The sequence below is a fragment of the Dyadobacter sp. CECT 9275 genome (genome assembly GCF_907164905.1).
GTDB lineage: Bacteria > Bacteroidota > Bacteroidia > Cytophagales > Spirosomataceae > Dyadobacter > Dyadobacter helix.
Genome location: NZ_CAJRAF010000002.1, coordinates 746,460 through 768,223, shown reverse-complemented (window position 1 = coordinate 768,223; position 21,764 = coordinate 746,460). Strand labels below are relative to the sequence as shown.

The window sequence follows — 21,764 nt, the reverse complement described above, 5'->3', positions numbered from 1 at the left end:
TTATTGTCCATTCAATGAGTGCTTTTTTTGTGAGTCAAAAGTAGCGCCTGTGCATATCGCCTGCCCAGTTCACAGGCGGAGGGGGTATCAAAATGTACGGCGTCGCCCTTGTCCGTAAGTCCGGTTGCAGAGACGAGGTAGACATTCGGCTTGGTTGCCACGTATTGCCTGATGATCTGATTGATGGTAGCCGCTTCAGGGTTGGCCGGGATATAAAAATCGGCCAGGGTGCCTATCAGAATGGGGGTATCAGGTGTGTGAAGGTCTTTACGAAGCCTCTGGAAAAACGCGGCGAGTTTTTGTTCGTATGATTTTACAGCCTCCGGATTACTATCCTGCTCTCCCTGGTGCCACAGAATCGCCCTGATGGTCCCGTACTTTTGAGCTGCTTTCACTTTTTGGAGCATCGCATCATAGGGATATATGTCCGTATGTTTTGGCTTAACTCCGGCTGCCACTCGTCAATGGAGGTCCCGCCAACAGCGCATGGAATGAGCCCAATCTGCTTTCCCGGATTTTGGCGTTCCATCTCCCTGGCAAAGGCCAGCCCAGGTCCTACACCCGCCGCTTTGGGAAAATCTGCATGAAGCGGATCCTGGGCAATAACCCAGGCATTGCTGTTATTCAGCATCCTGATATTCGGGCTTATGTTGGGTGAATCCTGACTAATCACACCGCGGCCGGCCATGTTGGATTGCCCGATCAGCAGATACAGGTCAGCTTTTTTTGCAGTCGGCTGGTGAGCGGAGAGGAAAACGGCTGAACAAATCGCTGCAAAAAGGAACGGGAGGATTCTGGTACTCATTTTAATATTTGTTAAAACGTCGTTAACGGTGACTTTGCACATGTCCTGATTTTATTACTTTTTTCTGCCACTAACAGGCTACCTCTCCCGACCTATTTACGACAAAGTATGCAGGAAGAAATCAATAAGGTAACTGGCAAGGCTGAGCCACCTCCAGGAGCCAGTGGGCTTTCTTGTGACCGACCATCAAAAACAATATTAATAATCAGTTTTTTTATTATTTTTTTGAAAAAACGATCTCTCAGACCCGACAATAACCCATGGACTTTTCAATCTTTTTATTGTCAAGTATCAGTGCCTTTGGCATCTTTCTGAGTTTTGGATTGGCATTCATACTTTTCAGGCATCAAAATCAAAGCAGCCGTTTGGCGAATGCCCTGCTAGCGTTTTTGCTGATGTCGGTTTCGCTCCGGGTTGTGAAACCTCTCCTTCTGCTCTATGCACAGTTACCGTTTTGGTTGGAAAAACTGGGCCTGGTGTCTATGATGTTCACGGTCCCTTTGCTTTTCCTCTATCTCAGATGTATCCTAGAGAAAAAGCAAAAGTTAGTTTATTCCGATACCCTGCACCTGTTATCTCCCTTGGTATATCTGCTGATTACCCTGCCTGACGATCAATTCAAGCCGGAAATATATCCTTTTATCCTCACCCAGAATCTGCTGTATTTCGGGGCATGTATCTGCCTGGTGGTAAGTCACTGGAGGGCTCAGCCAAAGGAAGTCTACAACTGGGCATTGATCATCACCGCTTCCATGGGTATTATCATCGGAAGTTATGTTTTTGCTTTTGTTTATGATGGCAGCATTTTCTTCATGTGCCGCACCTCCACGTTTTCGTACTCCCTGATCGTGACGGTGTTGTCCGTTTTGGTTGCTTTCCGGAAGTTTGTATTTGCCCATCCCAGGGTCGAGAAATATCGCAAGTCCAAACTAAGTAATGCGCAGTCAAACACGATGTTTGAGAAGATCAGGACGTATGTAATTCATGAAAAGGTATACCAGGATCCGGATTTGAGTATTCAGTCTTTGGCAAAACAAATGCAGCTGACTGCCCGGGAATTATCCCAGATCATCAACGAGCAGTCGGGTACCAACTTTTCCGATTGGGTCAATTGCCTTCGGATCGAAGATGCTAAAAAAAGGATTATTTCCGAAGAGTACCAGAACCAGAAGATTGCAGCCATTGCATTCGACTCGGGGTTTAACACGCTTTCGTCTTTTAACGCGGTTTTCAAAACCAAGACCGGTTACAGCCCCACCGAGTATAAAAATATGCACTTGCTGAAAAACTTAAATTAACCACTCAAAATCTATTACAGAATCGCGATTCAGGTAGATAAACCCTGCTTTTGGGAGGTGTTTTGTATCACACTACAAAACATTTATCATGAACACAGCTCCCGTTGCAAGGCCTTTATTTATTTTATTGCTTGTTTTAATTAACCTGAATGTTTCTTTTTCGCAAAGTAATTTTCATCAGGAATTTCAGCTCTCACCTGAAAAGGTATCCGGAAGTGCGATAAACATAGACGGAAGCCTGGACGAAAATGTATGGGAATATGCCCAAAAAACTACTCCGTTCTGGGAGAGTAAACCCAATGATCAAGCACTGGCAAAAACCCAGACCACCGTTCAGGTGGCGTACGATAGCAAATATCTGTATGTAGCGGCACGCATCGAAGGCAGGAATTTTGTAAGTCAGACACGAAAAAGAGACCAGGGCTTTTGGAACAGTGAATCATTTGCCGTCATACTCGATCCGATGAATCGACGTTCCAATGGTTTTTTCTTTGGGCTTTCTGCTAATAATGTACAGTCGGATGACTTGCTGGGCAGCGTATTATTTAAGGACATGACGTTTTCGTGGGATAACAAATGGCTTTCAGCCACGCTGGTTCATGATCGCTATTGGACACTCGAAATGGCTATTCCCTTACGTATTCTCCCATATACCAGCGGGAATTTAGAATGGGGTATCAATTTCGTAAGGCCAGATTTTAACAACAATCAGATTACTACCTGGACAAAAGTGCCCGTAAACTTCTGGCCTATCGACCTGGGGCAAACGGGTGCGCTCGTCTGGAAAGAAGCGCCTGCACGGCCCGGCAAAAACATAGCGGTTATTCCATACGCCACTGGGGGAGTGATTGACAATATTGAAGAAAATAAAGTCGAACGAAAGCTAAATGCGGGTTTTGATGCAAAATATGCCATTACACCATCGCTGAACCTGGACTTGACGGTCAATCCCGATTTTTCCCAGATCGAAGTAGATGCTCAGCAGACAAATCTTGGCAGATTCAGCCTCTATTTCCCGGAACGCCGCACTTTCTTTCTCGAAAATTCTGATATTTTCGCTGACTACGCCATCCCGGAATTTATGACTCCGTTCTTTTCCAGAAAAATCGGTTTGGATGATGACGGCAACACGATTCCAATACAATTCGGGGCAAGATTATCGGGAAATGTTACGCCTGCACTAAGAATCGGGGCAATGTATATGCAAACTGCCGCCAATGCCAGTCACCCGCAACAAAATTATTCGGCTATTTCTTTCAATCAGCGTGTGTTGAAACGCTCTACCATCAAGGTTTATTTTTTAAACAGAGCATCCAAAATGGATGACGCCGCAAAACAAACGGAACCTATGCTTGCCTACGGTAGAAATGCGGGTGCCGAGTTCCAGTTTATCAATTCGTCGGGTAAATTATCTTTCACGCCATCACTGCATTATTCCTGGAAGGAGGGGGTCAAAACCGATAACTGGTTCTACAATATTCAAACCCGTTACAAGGAGCGTAACTACCAGTTTTTTACCGATTTCATTAACGTAGGTACCCGTTACTATGCGGATATGGGCTTTTCTACCCGGCTCAAAACCTATGACATGGAAAGGGATACAAGTTTTCAGGTAGGGTTCAAGGAGTGGTATAACAGGTTCGACTATTTCATCAGACCTAAAAAAAGTCAAATCAACACCATCACACTCAACGTCTGGAACAGCCATGTCTGGAATCCGGACCATTCGACCAATGAGAACATCATGGAATTCACAACCGCTGTAGAGTTAAAGAATCGAAGTAATTACACATTTAAAGTGAATAGGAGCAACATCAATCTTCAGTATGCTTTTGAACTGACCGATAAATTAATTGTTGAAAAAGCCGTTTATGATTTTACCAAATGGAGTATTCAGTACAATTCCTCTAATATCAAACCATTTTATTATGCGGTTACCCTGGGTCAGGGGGGCTATTATGGAGGTCAAATTTTAACGATCAAACCCAGCTTCACCTACCGGTTGCAACCCTGGGGCAATTTCACAATTAAAGCAGAATGGAATCAGATACGGATGAATCACACAAAGGAAAATATTTTACTGATAAGCCCAAAAACAGAGGTGAATTTCACAAATAATCTGTTCTGGACTACATTTTTTCAGTACAATACCCAGGCCAATCATTTTAATATCAACAGCCGCCTGCAATGGCGCTACAAGCCTATGTCTGATTTCTTTCTGGTGTACACCGATAACTATTTTGTAACCCCCGGAATCCACGCAAAAAACCGGGCGTTGGTATTTAAATTGAATTTTTGGCTGAATTTGTAGCGTGCTTGGTGAAACCGTTCGCACTGCGTGGTGATGAAGTGATCTTGTGCGTCCGATGGTCCGGGCAGGTAACAATGGCGCTATCGGGTGAGCAGGGCATAACTTATCCGCAGGGTCAGCGAGGGCAAATAGAAAGAACTGAAACTTTCTTTGGTTTTCTCCCGCAATATGGGCTCTGCGAACTGGTTGACAAGCACGTTCCCTATGAACGAGCTAGACTCGATCGAAGTGCGGCTACCAATATTCCATTGTCCCGACAACTCCATGTGAAGCCCGAAACGTGGTATTTTCCTGAAACCAAAACGTCGGCCTAGAGTAACACCGAGCCTTTGCAGCGTGACCTTCGAAATGATTTCGGTGGTCTCGTAAAATTCCTGGAGCCGTGTATTTTTATCGACCATATCGAGTATTTTGTCCTTTCTGTCCTGGCTGTCAAGAAAGTCGTAGTTTTCAATTAACTCCTTTGTTGTGGAGGGAAGTGTGAAGTTCTGATTCTGAAAATTGATGCCCGCATAAAATTTCCTTCGCTTGGGTAAGTGATAGGCAAGTCCGATTTCAAAAACGGTACCATTTCTCAGTTTGTCCTTGATGAACTGTCGCCGCATTTGCTGCTCCACTTTTTTGTTGGGCAAAGCGTTTAATGCCACCGTCGTATAAAACCTGGAAAATTGCCCGAAACCCAGGTACCCCGATAGTTTTGTTTTTGTCATCACCTCAACGCCTATGGCTTGCTGAATAGGGAACTGGCTTTTCAGTGAAACGGTCAGAAGCGGGGACGGCGTTTTACGAAGGGTGTCTTTGGGGATTTGGGCCAGTACAGTTGTTCTGGCCCAAATTAACAGGCAAAATGAGGAGAAGAAAAATCCGGCAGCGCGGACCAGTTCTATGCTTTTCATACAGGATAAGGTTTGTTCAGGGAACCTTTACTTCACGTATTTCACTGGTGTGTGCACTGAAGTACCCCAGCGCACCGCCTTGTATGTTACTGACCGGATTGGCCGGTGACGCAGCGCTTCCGTCACCCAAAGCACCACGGTCGAGACTGTACCAGTACTGATATGCCGGTTGGTCAATACACTGCATTTCCACTCGGATGTTATCACCGGTCAGGAGGTCGTTGTCGTCGTCTGCCGGGTAACGCAGCGGGGCGGTTACCGCATTACCATTTGTCCGTTCGTCATTCCGGATAAAAATGGTTTTCTCTTTTACCCCGTTTTTGAATTGAACAAAACGGTAGAAGTTGACCGTATTGCCGGGATCCGTGTAGCTGACATTGGCCAGGTACCGCTCCCGGTTTGAAAAATTGGAACCGTCCTTTTCGACAAATACTGAATCCATTTTTACCAGATCGGGCATTGTGGAAGTTGCCATATATTCACTACCGTTTAATTTTACATGAAGGTGGTAGGTCATTCCAGGCTTCCCCAGCAGAAGTGTATCCTGATAAAACCCTTCTTGTGTCTCGATCAATGGATAGGCATTTCCCTTCGCGTCGGAAATGGTGACGATGGCCCCGGAAATACCCGGATAGGTACCTGTGTTTTCGAAATCGGTGGTTTGAGAGATCACCACCACGGCACCCTTTTTCAGGTTGGTGATCTGTCCTTCAATTACATACTTCTGATCGGCCGGGTTCAGTTCAACGTCTATAACCTTTTCACAAGAAAACAGCGAAGAGGTGAGCAACAGTATTGCGGCCGTGTTTTTTAAGGTTGACATACGCTTTGGTTAAAATTTAAAATTGTAGCTGACCGATGGAATAAATTTGAAAAGTGCCGTTTGGACGGCCTCGGTTTTGCCGGGGACCGACTCGCTATCACGGAATTCGATCGTATAGGTATTTTCCCTGCCGTAAGCATTGTATAGGCTGAAAGCCAGCTCCTGTTTCAGGTGTTTGCGGTCGCGTAACTTCATGGTTGCGCCAAGGTCCAGGCGGTGATAGTCGGGCATGCGGTAACCGTTGCGCTCGGTATAATAATAGGCCGTCTGGCCATCCACCTGATATTTCCCGGCCGGAAAAGTGATGGCGTTCCCGGTGTAGTAAACCCAGTTCGCAGACAATGTCCATTTGTTGTTTAACTGATAAATACCCACCAGGGCAACATCATGCGTCCGATCCTGGCGGGCGTTGTACCAAAGATTGTCGTTGATAGCCTCAATTTTTCGCTCCGTTTTGGATAGGGTGTAGCTAATCCAGCCGGTGAGTTTGCCCGACTTCTTTTTGAGCTGCCATTCAGATCCGTAGGCCCGGCCCTTGCCGAACAGCAGCTGGGTTTCAATGGCATCGAAGTTGCTGAATATATTAGCCCCGTTTCGGTAGTCGATCTGGTTTTGCATGGTTTTGTAATAAACCTCAGTACTGAGTTCGTATCGGTTTTCAGCCAGATTCCTGTAATAGCCCAGCGAAACCTGATCGGATATTTCGGGTTTGATGTTATTATTACTGGCAATCCACTTGTCCGTAGGGTTGGAGGCAGTGGAGTTGGATATCAGGTGGAGGTTCTGCACGTTCCGCACGTAAGACGCCTTCACAGAAGCATACTCACCCAGCTGATAACTGGCAGACAGCCTCGGTTCCAGGTTTAGATAGGTTTTGGCGATCTGCCCCTTGTCGTAATGCAGGGTATCGGTTACCATTCCAGCAGGGGTAACTGTATAAAAATCACCCTCGCCCATAGCGCTGAATGCGTTGAGCCTTAGCCCATAAGTCAGGTTCAGATTGGAAGAAACCTGCCAGCTGTTCGAAGCAAAAATGGCATTCTCCCACGAAAACCTTTTTTGCAGTTCCGAAGCATTGATACTCGAAGTACCGGTGGGCGTTACCTCACCGGGTGTGATGGTATGGTGAATAGCATTCACGCCGAACCGCACGGTATTTTTGTTATTGGGAAACCATTGAAACTCCTGTTTGAGGTTGTAATCGCGTATCTGGGAGAAGATATCAAACTGGTTTCCACCATTCTGAATACCCACGTTGTAGTCGTAGTTGCTGAAAATGAGTGAGGTATTAGAAAATAGTTTACTGTTGAAGATGTGGTTCCAGCGCACGGTAGCCGTTGCATTTCCCCATTGCAGCCCGAAGGTTTCTCCCATGCCCATATCGTCCTTTCCGAAGTACCCCGAAACGTACAAACGATCTTTCTCTCCAAGGCTGAAATTGAGTTTGGCATTCAGATCATAGAAATAAAGACGATAATCCCTGTATTCGCTGGAAGCCTTCAGGAACACGTCGGCATAGGTTCGCCTGGCGGAAAGCAGGAACGAGGATTTGTCTTTCTGAATGGGTCCTTCTACATTGAGCTTGGCCGAAATGAGCCCGATCCCGCCACTCACCTCATAATCCTGGTTGTTGCCCTCATTCATTTTAATATCCAGAACGGACGAAAGCCTCCCGCCGTATTGTGCGGGCATTCCGCCTTTGTAAACCGTCATATCCTTGATGGCATCGGCGTTAAAAGTGGAGAAAAAACCAAGCAAGTGCGACGCGTTGTATACCGGTGCTTCGTCAAGCAGGATCAGGTTCTGGTCGGTGGCTCCGCCGCGTACGTAAAAGCCGCTCCCTCCGTCTCCCGATGACTTGATGCCCGGCAATAATTGCAGAATTTTGAGCGGATCCCGTTCTCCGAACAGGACCGGGACCGTGCTTATCTCCTTGATGTTCAGTTTTTCTGCACCCATTTGTGTGCTGGAAACCTTGTCATTTTTGTCGGCCGTGATAACCACCTCTTTCAGCATAGTGGCTTGGTCCGACAGTGTAACGTCCAGCTTTTGGTCTGAACTCAACGTAATCTCAAATGCTTTTTCGCTAAAACCTACCAGAGAGTACACCAGGGTGTATGACCCCAGAGGCAGGCTCAGTGAGTAAAAGCCATACTCGTTGGTTACAGTACCGGTGGCTGGCAGTTGTTTTACCCGTACGGTGGCGCCGATGAGGGTTTCGCCGGTTGCCGCATCTTTCATAGTGCCGGCAAGAGTAGCCTGTTTTTGTTGTGCGTACGAATTCCCTGCCGCCATCAGGAGCAGACAGAGCGTAATCTTGATAAATCGGGTCATAAATTGGAATGAATTATCCTGTGATAATTGGGGGGACAGGCATTGGGAATGGAGCCTGTCCCATTGGTTTTTAAATTTGTTGAATGGCAGACTTGCGAAATTGAATGGTTTTCAGTTTCGGCTTTTGGGAAGTTTTAAGGTAAAACGAGCACTTATTTTACCAGGTTATATTGGTATCGGCAGGCTGGGGCCATTTTGTTACAAACGGTATTTACTTTTGTTGAGGCATGTTCCTGCCGGTTTCCCGTCAGGCCTCTTAGCCCAAAACCTGTGAAAAGTGCTTTTACCGATAAACCACCACTTTCCTTCTTGGCTTTGCTAACACATACAAGGGCTGCGGGGCAGGGCGTACCACCACCACTTTTGTTGCAACCGGAACCGGTTTTACCACCACTACCCTTGGAGGAGGAGGGGGACAAAAAACAGGCACCCCAAATCGGACAGAAACATATACTTGTGCCGACGCGGTGGTAGCACAAATGCTGCCTATCAGCAGCGCCAGTGAAAAGATTGCCTTTTTCATTTTTGTAATTTTTAAAGTGAACACTTTTTTATCTGATTCTGAACTCGCAGCCATGTTGCCGCTCTTGTACAAAATTGAATACAAAACCATAGCCCGAAAAGAGCAGGGTATCGTAAACGGGCAAATTGCGAAGTAACGCGGGCAACTTCATGGCTCGGTAGGCTGGCCGGATGGAGAATGGATCAAAATTTGGAACATGCTCTCGGAAACTTTTCCTGGATACCGAAAAGGGTACTTCTCCAAGTAGGAATATTGTATTGGCCGGAGCCTGGTTCAGATTGTGATTTTGGGAGATGCGTGCCCCATAGTAGCTGCGGTCCATTCATCCAGGGAGTTAATCCACGGGTAGTGGGAGTAAGCCAAATGCTGAAAAATTGGAGGTGGAAAGAATCGGATTGCAGTTTGTTATTCATTTAATTCTTCGAAGAAGTGCAGGTCTTTTCACAACATTTCTTAACAAAACCTTAAAACCGTTTCCAGCCAGCAGTCAGTAATTTTGTGCCAGAAGGTTCTTCTGTTTATACGGTTGAATTATTCCTGAACCAGAATACTGATCACATGGACTCGAGAAGAGAATTTTTAAAAAAGGCGGCTCTGTTAGCTGGAGGTACCGGTATGATGGGATTATTTCCCGAGTCTGTCCGGAAAGCAATGACCATTCACCCTGATCCGGGAACTACCTACCTCGACGCGGAACATGTGGTGATTCTGATGCAGGAAAACCGCTCTTTTGATCATACTTACGGAAAGCTGCAAGGCGTGCGTGGTTTTAATGATCCGAGGGCTATATCATTGCCCAACAAAAACAAGGTGTGGCTGCAGACGGATCAGCAGGGGAATACCTACGCGCCTTTCCGGCTGAATATTAAAGATACAAAAGCTACCTGGATGCACGATCTCCCGCATTCCCGTGAGTCGCAGGTGGATGCCTATAACGGCGGAAAATATGACAAATGGCTTGCTTCCAAGAGATCCGGGCATAAGGAGTATTCGGACATGCCGCTTACCCTGGGGTATTACGACCGCGAAGATATCCCTTTTTATTACGCTTTGGCGGATGCATTCACTGTCTGCGATCAGAATTTTTGTTCTTCCATGACGCCCACACATCCTAACCGTTATTATCTGTGGTCGGGAACGATCAGAGAAACGCCCTCTATTGACTCGCTGGCGGTGGTTCGTAACAGTTATTTTTCGGTTGATAAACCGGTAAAATGGAAAACTTTTCCTGAAAGAATGGAAGAGGCGGGCATTTCCTGGGGTTTTTACCAGAACGAGATCAGTGCGGTTATGAAATTTAACCCCAGGGGTGGGTCATGGCTGGGTAATTTTGGCTGTAACCCGCTTGAACGTTACGCCCAGTACCAAGTGAAATTTTCAAATGAATACGTCCGGTTTATCAAGCTGGAACTGGAAAAGGTGAAAATAGCCATAGCTGGTTTACAAAAACAGCTAGCGGAAGTATCCGGTGACGCAAAAAGTAAATTAACCACAGCACTGGAACAGCAGCGTACTTTGCTCGAAAAATATGAAACGGAGCAAACGCGCTATCATTCCGAAAATTTCAAAAAACTTTCGGTTGTTGAACAAAGCCTGCACAACCGTGCTTTTATAACCAACCGGAATGATCCTGATTATCTCAAACTGAGCACCCTATCGTACCAGGAAGGGACAGAAAAACGAACCCTGGATGTCCCTAAAAGTGATATATTCTACCAGTTCCGCAAAGATGTGAACGAAGGGAAATTACCCATGGTATCTTATCTTGCGGCGCCTCAGAATTTCTCCGACCACCCGTCGGCGCCCTGGTACGGTGCCTGGTATGTTTCAGAAACGCTGGATATTCTTACCAAAAATCCGGAGGTATGGAAAAAGACGATCTTTATTTTATGTTATGACGAAAACGACGGCTATTATGACCACCAGCCACCGTTTTCAATACCCGACCCATTCAAAGCCGATACCGGAAAAGTATCCGAAGGGATTGATGTGAAAGCGGAGTATGTGACTCTTGAGCAGGATATGACCCAGGTACCGAAAGCAAATGCAAGGGGTGGTGCCATTGGTCTGGGTTTCAGGGTTCCGCTGGTTGTGGCTTCTCCTTGGTCCCGTGGCGGGAAAGTATGTTCACAGGTTTTTGATCATACTTCGATACTTCAGTTTTTGGAGGAATTTACCAGCCACAAATCCAAAAAGAACGTAAAGGAGACCAACATCACTGAATGGAGAAGAACCGTCTGCGGTAATATCAGTTCGGTTTTCCAGCCTTATAACCCATCCGTATACAAAAAACCGGTACCCGTTGATCGTGATGAAATTGTGACGACCATCCACAAGGCACAGTTTAAGGATGTGCCCAGTAACTTCAGGCCGCTAACGGATAAGGAGATTGCGGAAATCAATGAAACCCTGGGTACTTCACCTTATTTACCAAGGCAGGAACCGGGAACGCGCATTTCCTGTGCGATACCTTATGAATTATACGCGAACGGGAAATTGGACAAGGACAAGCAAACTTTCGAAATCGGCCTGTGTGCGGGCAAGAAGGTTTTCGGAAATCATGCGGCCGGATCGCCCTTTATTATTTATGCGATGAACCACAGGAATGAAACCCTGCTGGTACGTAATTACGCTGTCAGGGCGGGGGATACGCTGTCAGACACCTGGGCGCTGGCCGACTTTACGGATGGCAGGTATCACCTTAAAGTATATGGTCCCAATGGTTTTTTCAGGGAATTCTCGGGAAGTGAACAGGATGCTGATGTTGAGATCACCTGCGGACTGGTACTTGATAAAAAGGAAAAACCAACCGGAGATCTGAAATTATTGATCAGAAACAATGAAAAAAAGGCCTGTAATATCCTGGTGAAGGATAATTCCTATCAGCAAAACACAATAAAAACAAAAGTGGGAGCTGCCGGGCAGGCAGAGCTCATTATTCCACTTTCCAAAAGCCATTGCTGGTATGATTTCAACGTGCATATTGATGAAAATAAAACCGTAAAACGTTTTGCGGGGCATGTGGAAACAGGCAAAGAAAGTGTGACGGACCCGTTGATGGCTGGCTGATGAAGGAAAATAGCGGCTTCGGAAACCAAAGCCGCTGTAATCAAAATTAACCCTAAGAATTAAGTTACCAGTATTCTCAACCGATGAGGGCCAAAAACCTGAGCATTATAAATACGATCAGAAATGACTTTACGGCTACCTTGAAGGATATGCAAGTTTCATAAAAGGAAAGTCAGGGCTTTCTGAAGATAGGGTTAAACACAAAATAATCCTTCAATGGTTTTTTCCTGACCCGCGTCTTTTTTGAGATGAGATAGCTCGGTACGGTCGTTTACGACCATCCCCTTAATGAACGGAGGTATCGGGAACACGAAACTATACATCAGGAATCTGCTCCGTTAACATTTCGTTTCCTGCCAGGTCGTAATAAATGCAGGTCATACCAATCATGTTCACCTTCCATTTTTCTACGCCTGATTCCACAGCCTGTCTGCAAAATGTCGGATAATCAGTTTTCCCCGCCTGGTGTATTTTCAGGGCGTTCTGGAGTTCAGTTAATGAAGCTTTTTTCGCGACTTCCATTTCGGGATATTTTGCATCTCCTGATAAACTTAAACCGCTGTTTCCGAAATAACTGGTATGCCCGTCGGATACGAAATGGTCGTAATACAAGACACCCAGTTTTTTCAGGTCCTTTACGTATGCAGGGAAATCGGCGCCGCTTTTTACTTTTGAATGCGCTGCTTTGATTTGTTCGATTGTAAACATTTTTGCTTGATTTAAATCTGGATCCAACTTTGTTTTTCTGTTACAAAGGTGGCTGTTTACAAAAGGCGGCAATTGTAAAAAATCGTTTATTTGAGCAGTTCCTTTAAAAATCTCTCCGGCGTTTCTCCGGTAAAATTCCTGAAATCATGGATAAAATGTGCCTGATCAAAATACTGATTGTCGTACCCCAGCTGGGTCAGGCTTTTCCCGTTTTGCAAGGCAGCCAATACGGAGTTGAACCGGATAATGGATGAGAATTTTTTCGGAGAGGTGCCCACAACCGCCCTGAATCGTTTTTCAAGCGGGCTCTGGCTGATGTTGAGTAACTTATTCAGTTCATGTATGCGGATTGTCCCGTTAGCATCACGGATCAATTTTACGGCCTGCGCAACCAGCAGGTCTTTTTGCTTTTCTCTAAGCCTGGAAACCAGGAAATTCTCAACAATCGCTATTCGTTGCAGGTCTGTTTCAGCTTCTGATAAACATGCCTCTATTTCCTCCAATTCGGAGTGGGGAAGGAAATGGTCGAGGGGTAAGCTAAGCGAAAATAATTCGTGAACAGGCTCACGGAAAAATTGAGAGGCGCCAGTTGCATTAAAAACCACCAGAATGGTGCCGGTATCTGCCGAATTTTTGAATAGCCGTACTTTGTCGTGGATACCGGTGATACCCGCACTGGCAAGCGGGTAAACATTTTGTCCATGGAGGTTTGCCAGTTTCCCGCGATACTGAAAACCAATGACAAGCCCGTCGGAGGGATATACCCGATACGTTTTTTCGTCCGGATTTTCAGAGATTACCAGGTTCTTAACGTATGGTTTCAGGATATCCGAAGCAGGTATGGTTTCAAATCTTGTCATTTTTCTAGGGCCTGGAATTTCCTTTTTACCTGGTGTGATCGGGGCTAATGGCGTGCAACCAACAGATTCAAATTTATGAATTTTTTCGATTTGGCTGGCCCGATAGTCGCCATTTAATAAGCAAGAGGTTTGATCAAGGGGCTGGGGGAACGAAAGATTCTTGTACTCACACGGCAAACGCCGGCAACAGGGATTTTCATTGTCTTTAGAACGGAGTCTCTCGATATTCATTTGCAAAGGGCTCAGCCGGAGTATCTACACTTTGCGCGGATACAGACTTTCCGAAACACGATTGTCATTGGGTGGATTGTTATTATACCTAAAACGGGAAAAAACTTTTGAAGTGGTTAAATTAAGAAATAAGAAAGTGGCAGGATTCTGAAAATAGCTACATATATTTGTCAAAAAGCGTTGTTTGTGCCGTTCAGCTATATTTTTAGGTCTTAATATCATCTATTGTAAGCTGTCAGAATATTTTGAGAAAAGGATCCATGCCAGATAGTAAGACGATCTACATTATAGATGATGACCCGGAGGACAGAATGTTGCTGCGACTGGCCATAGAAGATGTAACCAAAAACGTAAAAGTGGTGGAGCTGGAAGATGGGCTTGAACTGATCCGGTTGATTCAGCAAAAAAAAGTACTTCGGATCAACCTGATTCTTCTGGATATGAATATGCCTAAAAGTAATGGATTGGAAACTATCAGATTACTGAGAGCTCATTCCAAACATGCAGGTATCCCCACAGTAATGTTATCTACAAGCTCCAATCCTGTTCACATTGCGTGGGCGTATGATGCAGGGGTAGATCACTTTTTTACCAAACCTACTACCTACGAGGACCTTGAGATCATCGTTAAGCAGATCGCCACTGAATATCTTGCCTGAGGAGGTAAATGTTTCAGCAGATTAGATTTATTTATCCAGCCAGGCTTTGAAGGCAGGTGCTTTTTCCCGGCTCACCATTACTTCCTGAGGGGTTTCAGGCCTGAGTTCTACTTTGAGTTTACCATTGAAATAGGTGTGTATTTTTTGAATAGCGGTGACCCTGGCTATAAACTGGCGGTTCAGTCTGAAGAAACTGGCCGGGTCCACCAGTGACTCAAGTTCTTCCAGAGTATAATCTACCAGGAATTGCCGGCCATCGTTCCCGACCAGACAGGCCAGTTCGTTGGCGGTATAGAAATAGGCTACCTGTTCCTGGCCGATCGGAATGAGCTGTTCTCCATTTTTGACCAGAAACCTGTTTTTGAATGTCTTTCGGCTCATTTCAAGGCTGTCCAGTAAGGATTCCACCTTTTTAGCATATGCCGGGGGCGAAAAATCCTCTTTAAAATCGTGATACTTTTTCAGTGCCTCGGTCAGTTCTTGGGATTTAATAGGTTTCAGAAGGTAATCAATGCTTTTAACACGGAAAGCCTTGATGGCATATTCGTCGTAGGAAGTAGTGAAGATGATGGGGCTATGCGCCGGAAAAGACTCGAAAATCTGAAAACTCAGCCCATCCGACAGCTGTATGTCTGAAAAGGTCAGATCCACCGTTTGTCTGGTACCGTACCAACGTATGGCTGATTCTACACTATCCAGAATAGCCATAGTTTCTATATTACTATCCAGTTTTCTGAGCAGTTTTTCCAGCCTTTCAGCAGCCGGATATTCATCTTCTATGATTAAAACCTTCATAAGATAAAATTTGTAATTCCATGGCTGCTCAGGATACCGTTCTGGTCAGGGGAATCCTTACCGTGAATAATTTTTCTGTGCGCTGTACCTCCACACGGCGGTCAGTGGTGAGTAGGGCATAGCGGTTAATGATGTTTTGCAAACCAACCTTCGTTGATTTTTCAAGAATGGTTTTCTGCTGAATATTGTTTTCCACCACCAGGTAATCATTTTCTTCTTGCCGGATACTTATTTTTAAGGGATACTCCCTGGACACGATGTTATGTTTGATCGCGTTTTCAATCAGCATCTGAATGCTCAGTGGAGCTACCTGCAGCCGGAGCGTTTCCGGAGAAAGCAGTTTTTCTACCAGCAGGTTGTCCCTGAACCTGATTTTATTCAGATATACATAGGCATCCAGAAAAGCCATTTCCTCTTCCACCAGCACCGTGTTTTTGGTGCGGCTTACAAGCACATAACGGTATACATCCGACTGCCGCTCCAGGTACTGCTGGGCGTCGGCATTGGTATCGTCGATCAGCGCCGCAAGGGTGTTCATGCTGTTGAAAAGAAAGTGGGGGTCCAGTTGATTTTTAAGTACCTCAAGCTGCGATTCAACACCTTCGCGCATCAGGGATTCGGTTTTTCTGACGTTGAGTTTCCATGCTTCAAAGAAATAAATGGCTTCATAAACCAGGTACACCAGCAAAGTAGTAACCAGTGTAATCCGGAATCCTATCTCCACCTTTGTCTTAAAAATAAACTTGCTCAGTATCAGTTCCATCAGCAGGGTAGCCACCACTGTGTATAACAATGCAAGCACAGCTTCTGTCAGTAACCTTTGTCTGGTCTGGCTGTATGCAGGAAATTTACGGCGCGCCAGCACGACGATGTACCGGTTCCCTTCCCAAAAGGTCAGAGTTATAAACAGCGTAACCATTGCGTTAATACCAAAACGAGCATTGAGCTTCATAAAATCCTCAAACTGAATGACCATCGGAATAAGAATGGCTACGAGTGGGATTCCGATCAGGCGTATGGCCCGGTCATTGAGCTGGTGTGGCATAACTTCCGGTTGCTTTCCTGATACTGGCTGCTGCTTTCCGCCCATTGCACGTTTGATCGTAATTTTGGATGTTGCCCGTTTCTATTTTGTATTCCGGAAGTTTAAAACCGGAGAGAATCGGGACCGATAACGAATCATAAAGTTCGGAGAAAAGAACGGCAGCGCCCAAAAAAGATGTCATATTGCTATTAAAAGGTAATGCGAAACTGGGACATCGGGAAAAAGCCGGTCTGGTAGATCGTCGCCATGCTGTTGGTTCTGGCGTTGTAGGTTTGCATGAATGTGTTTTTATTGCACGTCAGATTCTGGATATCAATGGAACCTTCGATGGAGCATTTGCGCAATTCTTTCCGGTAGGAGAGCTTTAAGTCGGTACGGAAATAGGTAGGCTGGCGTTCTGAAAATGCCAGAGTTTCATCGTAGACGGCTTTTCCCTGGATTCGGGACTGTTCGAGGTTGAGCGGTGCCACGTATTTGCCGCCCACCAGGGTAGTCCGGATACTGGCGCTTACGACATTGTCGCGGCGCGTACCCAGCCTTACCTCTTTCCCAGCCAATAGGTTCAGTACATAATGTGAATTAAAAGCAGTGTTGCGGCTGATTCCGTCACTTCCTTTGTATTTGGAGTTAAAAAGCGAGGTGGTCAGGAGGAAAAAATAACCTTTGTTAAAATACCTTTCAAGCGTCAGTTCAATTCCCAGGTTCTCGCCGGTACCTTCGTTCACCAGGCTGTCTTTATCAACTCCGCCAAATGTACTGCCGGTATTGAGTATTGAAAACGAAGAGCGGTTGCGTTCTACCGGAACATGATATAACTGCTGATAGTAGGGCTCAATTTTCAGCAGCAGATTTTCCCCGATCCGGTTTTCATAGCTCATTATAAAATGATGACTTCTGGTAAAATCGAGATTTTTGTTGGTTAATTCAGCGCCCGCATCCTTTTGGGTCTGAATAAAATAGGTGTAAATATTCTGTGCCTGACTATTAAGTCCATAGCCTACACTGATAGACTGCCCCCTGCCAAAGGCATACTGCAGACCCAGCCGGGGGTTCAATGCCATGTGGTCATTTAGGCTGAAATGCTGGCCGTGCATACCCGTTGTGAGTATCAGGCTTCGGCTGATACGATATTTCCATTGCAGATATGCCTGTGTCAGAAGTGTATTTTCGCCCTTCACATCCAGGCGAAGGGTATCATACAGGCCTCCTTCATAAAAACTCCTGCTGTACAGATCGAAGCCTAGCAGGTCTGTTGTAACACCTCCGTACAGGCTGTGCTTTGTGTTTATTTTGTGCCTGAGGTTGAATACTGCCGAATATTTGGTGGTTTTGAACCGTGATTCTCCGCTTTTGAATGCTTCCCTTGTGACAATGCTGATGGAATCACCTTCTGCCTTTTCATTGGTAGTGCTTGTTCCCAGAGTGAGCTTGGCAAATGTTTTGGCGGAGAAGGTATGTTCGTAAGATAACCCCGCAATGTTGGTCTTGTACTTCGCTCTGGTATTGGTATTTTCGCTACCATATAAATTGCTGGCCGTCGTATCCACTTCATTTCCCAGGAAGGCCACGTCGCTTCCTCCCATGATACCGAAGGCCGTAAACTTGCCTCGTGTACCGGTTGGAATGGCAATCTTGAAATTAAGATCGTTGTAGTCGGGAACCGCAGTGCCGGTGCCGAACCTGATACCTAATGCCTTGAATACCCCCAGCGTTGAGTAACGATAATTGAGGAGATAGGATGCTTTGGATTTTCTGGACAATGGTCCTTCAGCGCCTAACTCAAATCCATTAAAACCGAGCTGGCCCAGGAATTCGTTTTTTTGGTTATTTCCCTCTCTCATCCTCAGATCGAAAACGGCCGCCAAAGCATTTCCGTACTGGGCAGGAAAGGCGCTGGTCAGGAAGTCTGATTTGTCAAGAGTATTGTTGTTGAGCATACTGACCGGCCCACCCGTGCTTCCCAGTGATCCGAAATGGTTGGGGTTGGGTATGTTGAGTCCTTCCAGTTGCCAGAGCATGCCGCTGGGGGAGTTACCTCTGACCACAATGTCGTTGCGTGCGTCATTACCAGACACTACCCCGGCAAAGTTGGCAGCCATGCGCGACGGGTCTCCCAAAGTACCGGCGTATCTTCGGGTATCATCAATATTGAAAGAACGCCCACCCACCAGCGCAAGCTCGTTGTTGGTTTTGGATTGATCATTTTTCCGGTCGGCGGTGACTGTCACCTCGTTCAGTTTCTGGATATTTTCGGTCATGGTAATGGTTAGGATTACCTCTTTTCCTGCCGAAACCACAATGTTGCCGAGTGTCTGCTCTTCGTAACCCACGGATGTTATCCTGAGCGACTGGCGGCCGTTCGGAATACCGGTCATCCGGAATTCACCGTTAACATCTGTTACGGTTCCGACAGGATTATCGCCTTCGGTTTGTAATAACAGAATGGATGCACCAATAACCGGTGACTGCGATACTTCGTCTCGTATGACACCGCGGATAGTCTGCGTTCCCTGCTGAGCATATAAATGCTGTGAAATGAAAATGCTTAAAATGAATGAGAATAATTTTTTCATGGCTAATTTTTAATAAATGATGATGCAAAGTTGGTAAATACACTTTTTTAGCGAAACCAGCGACCGGGTAGAGCGTAGCAGGAGTGGGGTGAAGCAGCATTGAATGCGGTGCGGACCGGTAAATAAGTGCAGTATTTTACTTTAACCGATATGAAACACCTGAGATATCTGCTATTGTTATGGATCTGCTGGGCAGAAATATGCCAGGGGCAAAACGTAACTTTTGACCCCAATTTTGATATATATATCTTAATGGGGCAGTCCAACATGGCTGGCCGGGGTAAGGTTACCGATGCTTACAAATCGGTTTCCAACCCACGCGTTTTGATGCTGACCAAAGCAAACGAATGGGTTACGGCAAGGCATCCGGTGCATTTTGACAAAACTGTGGCAGGGGTGGGGCCAGGACTCTCCTTCGGAATTGAGATGGCAGAAGCATCGCAGGGGAAAAGGATAGGGCTGATACCCTGTGCAGTAGGAGGGACTTCCATCAATAAGTGGGTCCCCGGTGCCTTTGATTCTGCTACAAACACGCATCCCTGGGATGATGCCGAGAAACGTATCCGGGAAGGAATGAAATATGGTGTCATAAAAGGGGTGATCTGGCACCAGGGGGAAGGAGATAGTAATCCGGACTCAGCCAGGGTATATCTGGATAAGCTTGAAAAACTCATTGCTAGGGTCAGGAAGGAAGTGGGTAAAAAGCGTCTGCCGTTTGTGGCCGGAGAGCTCGGCCGTTATAAAGCAAATTACGCATTTATCAATGAAGTGATCGTTCACCTCCCACAGAAAGTTTCCCGAACTGCGGTGGTATCTTCCGATGGTTTGGTGCACAACGGTGACGGAACCCATTTTGATTCCCCGTCGGCCGATGAATTCGGCAAGCGGTATGCGAAAGCCATGTTACAACTGGTGAAATAAAGCGATCACAGGCCCTGGAAACGAAAAGGACGGCGCCCAGGAGGTACCGTCCTTTTAGTGTGATTTTAAAACGAGCGTTAAGTTAAATCTTCACTTTTAACTTAACACCAGGTAATCCTTGGGAGTACCGGTAACTTAATTGATTAATTCCAGGGTTTTCCAGTTCCTTCTATCAGCCACATTTTAGACCATTGGTCGTCAACTGCGGGTGTGAGATGGGTTATTGCGGCATTTGTGTTCTCACCGTTTCTTAGTTTCTCAGGATCTCCGTATCCGTAACGAACCGGAATCTTATCACCTTTTGATGCTGATATAAGATTTTTTCCAAGGTTGGGATAACCTGTTTTTCTCCAGCTGAACCATGTATCCGAAGTAAACCAGCCGGCTACCCATGCCTGGGTAAGTATGGGTTCCAGTTTGTCAGTTGCGGCGGAATAATCCGCTTCGGCCCTTGCCAGGAACGCTGCCAGGTTGAAGGCTTCCGTCTTGTGGGTAACCGGGTTATACACCATTTGGGCGCCGTCGGAAATACTATACTGTGCCAGTGATTCGGTAATGCCCTTTTTGTAATAATCCAACGCTGAACCCGGGATCCAGGTTCTCACTACCGCTTCTGCCAGTATAAAATTAACCTCCGATGAAGTCATGAAAATTGATTTTACCAGCGGATCAGTATCCATTGCGTAACTGTCGGCGAGGTAGGAAACGAACGGATTTGCTGCTGCGTCCACATAAATGGAAGGGTCAACTTCTTTGATCCTGCTTAGCAAGGATGCTTCATTTCTGTTGTAACTGCTCGGACTGGGGTGTGCGGCAGGCAAGCCTACATACAGGGAGGTATCTACTCCGGCCGTATAGGTTTTTAGGTATCTCTTCACTTTCCCGTCGGCCTCTTTCACAATAAGTCCTGCCTCTGTACCCGTACTTCTTACCAGCAGTTGCACATCCACCGGTCTGATCCAACGGGTCAGGCGAGGGTCTCTGTGGCTTTTGAGAAAGTCGATTATGGTAGCTGCCGGTTTCCTGCGGTAAAAGTTATTCCGGTTGGTCATGTTCAAAGGCCCGCCCGGAAACGATGCTGCGGGTGTGCCACCCGGAAATTTAACCTCTGCATTATCCGCGCTTGCCGTGATGATCGGGTATTTGGTACTGTTTCCCACAATTGCGCTGAATTTGGCTTTTACATCCACTCCGATCGCCTGCATGTCTGTCGCTTTTTCGGATAGTCTTAACAGATATCTCAATTGAAGCGAGTTGGCCAGCTGTCTCCATTTTGTGACGTTACCGGCATAGAGCGGGTCTGCGGCTGCCACCAAAGTAGTAACGGTAGCGCCTGTTAGCAGCTCGTTTGCTTTTTCCAGGTCTGCCAGGATACCTTTAAAAACCTGTTTCTGTTCGTCGTAAACGGGTTTCAGAATGCCATCTTCTGCCTTCATTGCCTGAGAATAAGGTATATCCCCCCAGGCGGAGGTCATATATGCCGACCAGTACGACTTCATGATCAGTGAAACGGCCAAGTAAAAAGCTTCGTCTGTTTCTCCTGTTGCCCTTTTCGCCAGATACGCGTTGTCGGACAGGATGCTGGAAAAACCGGTTCCGTTGGTTCCCCAGGCCTGGTTGAACCAGAGGAAGGTATTGGTTACCTCCGCTTCCAGGTAGTCGCGCTGCAGATACTGCATGGCTTCCAGGGTAACGGCCTGGTCCACTCCGTAGCCAAAAACCATATTGGTATTGTGCATTACTGAGGCGCTGATGACCTTGGACAGTACAAACCGCGTGCTGATGCTATTGGGATCCAGGGTGTTGGGGTTTACGTTCATTTCGGTCAGGTCCGTGCAGGACGGTGCGGCCAACATAACCAGGAGAAGCAAAAGAGCATTTATAGATTTAAATATAGTTCTCATGTTTTTCTT

At 46.2% G+C, this 21,764-nt stretch carries 19 protein-coding genes; 5 read left to right on the top strand and 14 right to left on the bottom strand.

Annotation, left to right across the window (positions count from 1 at the left end; translation table 11 throughout):
• Positions 1-11: 11 nt before the first annotated feature.
• Complete coding sequence (locus KOE27_RS29840) at positions 12-395, bottom strand: sialate O-acetylesterase (RefSeq protein ID WP_215238998.1); 384 nt, start codon at positions 393-395, stop codon at positions 12-14.
• Positions 392-805 (bottom strand): sialate O-acetylesterase, encoded by a 414-nt coding sequence (locus tag KOE27_RS29835; RefSeq protein WP_215238997.1) that lies wholly within the window; start codon positions 803-805, stop codon positions 392-394. The genes KOE27_RS29840 and KOE27_RS29835 overlap by 4 nt, the downstream gene beginning before the upstream one ends.
• A gap of 260 nt (positions 806-1,065) precedes the next feature.
• Between KOE27_RS29835 and KOE27_RS11325 the strand changes: the two genes are divergently transcribed.
• Both KOE27_RS11325 and KOE27_RS11320 read left to right on the top strand, forming a co-directional pair.
• Positions 1,066-2,103 carry a helix-turn-helix domain-containing protein gene (locus KOE27_RS11325; RefSeq protein WP_215238996.1) on the top strand — a complete coding sequence of 346 codons (1,038 nt, stop codon included), beginning with the start codon at positions 1,066-1,068 and terminating at the stop codon, positions 2,101-2,103.
• Between the two features lie 88 nt (positions 2,104-2,191).
• Positions 2,192-4,414, top strand: a complete 2,223-nt coding sequence (locus KOE27_RS11320) for a carbohydrate binding family 9 domain-containing protein (RefSeq protein ID WP_215238995.1) — start codon at positions 2,192-2,194, stop codon at positions 4,412-4,414.
• An 80-nt stretch (positions 4,415-4,494) separates the two neighbouring features.
• Here the strand turns inward: KOE27_RS11320 and KOE27_RS11315 are convergent, their stop codons facing one another.
• The 5 genes from KOE27_RS11315 to KOE27_RS11295 all read right to left on the bottom strand — a co-directional run bounded on the left by KOE27_RS11315 (position 4,495) and on the right by KOE27_RS11295 (position 9,312).
• Positions 4,495-5,310 carry a hypothetical protein gene (locus tag KOE27_RS11315; protein WP_215238994.1) on the bottom strand — a complete coding sequence of 272 codons (816 nt, stop codon included), beginning with the start codon at positions 5,308-5,310 and terminating at the stop codon, positions 4,495-4,497.
• A gap of 16 nt (positions 5,311-5,326) precedes the next feature.
• A complete protein-coding gene (locus KOE27_RS11310) occupies positions 5,327-6,133 on the bottom strand; it encodes a DUF4249 domain-containing protein (RefSeq protein ID WP_215238993.1) in 807 nt (268 codons plus the stop codon).
• A gap of 9 nt (positions 6,134-6,142) precedes the next feature.
• Positions 6,143-8,467, bottom strand: a complete 2,325-nt coding sequence (locus KOE27_RS11305) for a TonB-dependent receptor (RefSeq protein ID WP_215238992.1) — start codon at positions 8,465-8,467, stop codon at positions 6,143-6,145.
• Between the two features lie 283 nt (positions 8,468-8,750).
• Positions 8,751-8,990: a hypothetical protein gene (locus KOE27_RS11300; RefSeq protein ID WP_215238991.1), complete on the bottom strand. Its 240-nt coding sequence runs from the start codon at positions 8,988-8,990 to the stop codon at positions 8,751-8,753.
• A gap of 28 nt (positions 8,991-9,018) precedes the next feature.
• Positions 9,019-9,312, bottom strand: coding sequence for a hypothetical protein (locus tag KOE27_RS11295; RefSeq protein ID WP_215238990.1), 294 nt, complete (start codon positions 9,310-9,312; stop codon positions 9,019-9,021).
• Positions 9,313-9,548: 236 nt separating this feature from the next.
• Here KOE27_RS11295 and KOE27_RS11290 point away from each other — a divergent pair, with 236 nt between their 5' ends.
• On the top strand, positions 9,549-12,059 hold the full coding sequence (locus tag KOE27_RS11290) for a phosphocholine-specific phospholipase C (RefSeq protein ID WP_215238989.1): 2,511 nt from the start codon (positions 9,549-9,551) through the stop codon (positions 12,057-12,059).
• 315 nt (positions 12,060-12,374) lie between these two features.
• On the opposite strand, the gene KOE27_RS11285 is transcribed toward KOE27_RS11290, so the two are convergent.
• Positions 12,375-12,767 (bottom strand): DUF1398 domain-containing protein, encoded by a 393-nt coding sequence (locus KOE27_RS11285; RefSeq protein WP_215238988.1) that lies wholly within the window; start codon positions 12,765-12,767, stop codon positions 12,375-12,377.
• 86 nt (positions 12,768-12,853) lie between these two features.
• Entirely contained in the window at positions 12,854-13,627 is a 774-nt protein-coding gene (locus tag KOE27_RS11280) for a helix-turn-helix domain-containing protein (protein ID WP_215238987.1), read from the bottom strand.
• 491 nt (positions 13,628-14,118) lie between these two features.
• Between KOE27_RS11280 and KOE27_RS11275 the strand changes: the two genes are divergently transcribed.
• Positions 14,119-14,517, top strand: a complete 399-nt coding sequence (locus KOE27_RS11275) for a response regulator (protein ID WP_215238986.1) — start codon at positions 14,119-14,121, stop codon at positions 14,515-14,517.
• Between the two features lie 27 nt (positions 14,518-14,544).
• Here KOE27_RS11275 and KOE27_RS11270 read toward each other — a convergent pair whose 3' ends face one another.
• Genes KOE27_RS11270 through KOE27_RS11255 form a run of 4 tightly spaced genes read right to left on the bottom strand, consistent with a single transcriptional unit; the run spans position 14,545 to position 18,930 of the window.
• Positions 14,545-15,312 carry a LytR/AlgR family response regulator transcription factor gene (locus KOE27_RS11270; protein ID WP_215238985.1) on the bottom strand — a complete coding sequence of 256 codons (768 nt, stop codon included), beginning with the start codon at positions 15,310-15,312 and terminating at the stop codon, positions 14,545-14,547.
• A gap of 28 nt (positions 15,313-15,340) precedes the next feature.
• The gene (locus tag KOE27_RS11265) at positions 15,341-16,357 is read right to left on the bottom strand and encodes a sensor histidine kinase (protein ID WP_215238984.1); all 1,017 of its coding nucleotides are present in this window, start codon (positions 16,355-16,357) and stop codon (positions 15,341-15,343) included.
• Complete coding sequence (locus tag KOE27_RS11260; protein WP_215238983.1) at positions 16,338-16,538, bottom strand: hypothetical protein; 201 nt, start codon at positions 16,536-16,538, stop codon at positions 16,338-16,340. Before KOE27_RS11260 ends, KOE27_RS11265 begins: the two co-directional genes overlap by 20 nt.
• Positions 16,539-16,545: 7 nt before the next feature.
• Complete coding sequence (locus KOE27_RS11255) at positions 16,546-18,930, bottom strand: TonB-dependent receptor (RefSeq protein ID WP_215238982.1); 2,385 nt, start codon at positions 18,928-18,930, stop codon at positions 16,546-16,548.
• 150 nt (positions 18,931-19,080) lie between these two features.
• Here KOE27_RS11255 and KOE27_RS11250 point away from each other — a divergent pair, with 150 nt between their 5' ends.
• Positions 19,081-19,851 carry a sialate O-acetylesterase gene (locus KOE27_RS11250; protein WP_215238981.1) on the top strand — a complete coding sequence of 257 codons (771 nt, stop codon included), beginning with the start codon at positions 19,081-19,083 and terminating at the stop codon, positions 19,849-19,851.
• Between the two features lie 143 nt (positions 19,852-19,994).
• Here KOE27_RS11250 and KOE27_RS11245 read toward each other — a convergent pair whose 3' ends face one another.
• Positions 19,995-21,755 (bottom strand): SusD/RagB family nutrient-binding outer membrane lipoprotein, encoded by a 1,761-nt coding sequence (locus KOE27_RS11245; RefSeq protein WP_215238980.1) that lies wholly within the window; start codon positions 21,753-21,755, stop codon positions 19,995-19,997.
• Positions 21,756-21,764 lie beyond the last annotated feature (9 nt).

Coding starts and splice junctions, on each gene's coding strand:
- KOE27_RS11315 (WP_215238994.1), bottom strand. CDS start 5,310: ATGAAAAGCATAGAACTGGTCCGCGCTGCCGGATTTTTCTTCTCCTCA.
- KOE27_RS11290 (WP_215238989.1), top strand. CDS start 9,549: ATGGACTCGAGAAGAGAATTTTTAAAAAAGGCGGCTCTGTTAGCTGGA.
- KOE27_RS11260 (WP_215238983.1), bottom strand. CDS start 16,538: ATGACATCTTTTTTGGGCGCTGCCGTTCTTTTCTCCGAACTTTATGAT.
- KOE27_RS11320 (WP_215238995.1), top strand. CDS start 2,192: ATGAACACAGCTCCCGTTGCAAGGCCTTTATTTATTTTATTGCTTGTT.
- KOE27_RS11325 (WP_215238996.1), top strand. CDS start 1,066: ATGGACTTTTCAATCTTTTTATTGTCAAGTATCAGTGCCTTTGGCATC.
- KOE27_RS11310 (WP_215238993.1), bottom strand. CDS start 6,133: ATGTCAACCTTAAAAAACACGGCCGCAATACTGTTGCTCACCTCTTCG.
- KOE27_RS11285 (WP_215238988.1), bottom strand. CDS start 12,767: ATGTTTACAATCGAACAAATCAAAGCAGCGCATTCAAAAGTAAAAAGC.
- KOE27_RS11255 (WP_215238982.1), bottom strand. CDS start 18,930: ATGAAAAAATTATTCTCATTCATTTTAAGCATTTTCATTTCACAGCAT.
- KOE27_RS11270 (WP_215238985.1), bottom strand. CDS start 15,312: ATGAAGGTTTTAATCATAGAAGATGAATATCCGGCTGCTGAAAGGCTG.
- KOE27_RS11275 (WP_215238986.1), top strand. CDS start 14,119: ATGCCAGATAGTAAGACGATCTACATTATAGATGATGACCCGGAGGAC.
- KOE27_RS11250 (WP_215238981.1), top strand. CDS start 19,081: ATGAAACACCTGAGATATCTGCTATTGTTATGGATCTGCTGGGCAGAA.
- KOE27_RS11280 (WP_215238987.1), bottom strand. CDS start 13,627: ATGACAAGATTTGAAACCATACCTGCTTCGGATATCCTGAAACCATAC.
- KOE27_RS11295 (WP_215238990.1), bottom strand. CDS start 9,312: ATGGACCGCAGCTACTATGGGGCACGCATCTCCCAAAATCACAATCTG.
- KOE27_RS29835 (WP_215238997.1), bottom strand. CDS start 805: ATGAGTACCAGAATCCTCCCGTTCCTTTTTGCAGCGATTTGTTCAGCC.
- KOE27_RS11305 (WP_215238992.1), bottom strand. CDS start 8,467: ATGACCCGATTTATCAAGATTACGCTCTGTCTGCTCCTGATGGCGGCA.
- KOE27_RS11300 (WP_215238991.1), bottom strand. CDS start 8,990: ATGAAAAAGGCAATCTTTTCACTGGCGCTGCTGATAGGCAGCATTTGT.
- KOE27_RS11245 (WP_215238980.1), bottom strand. CDS start 21,755: ATGAGAACTATATTTAAATCTATAAATGCTCTTTTGCTTCTCCTGGTT.
- KOE27_RS11265 (WP_215238984.1), bottom strand. CDS start 16,357: ATGCCACACCAGCTCAATGACCGGGCCATACGCCTGATCGGAATCCCA.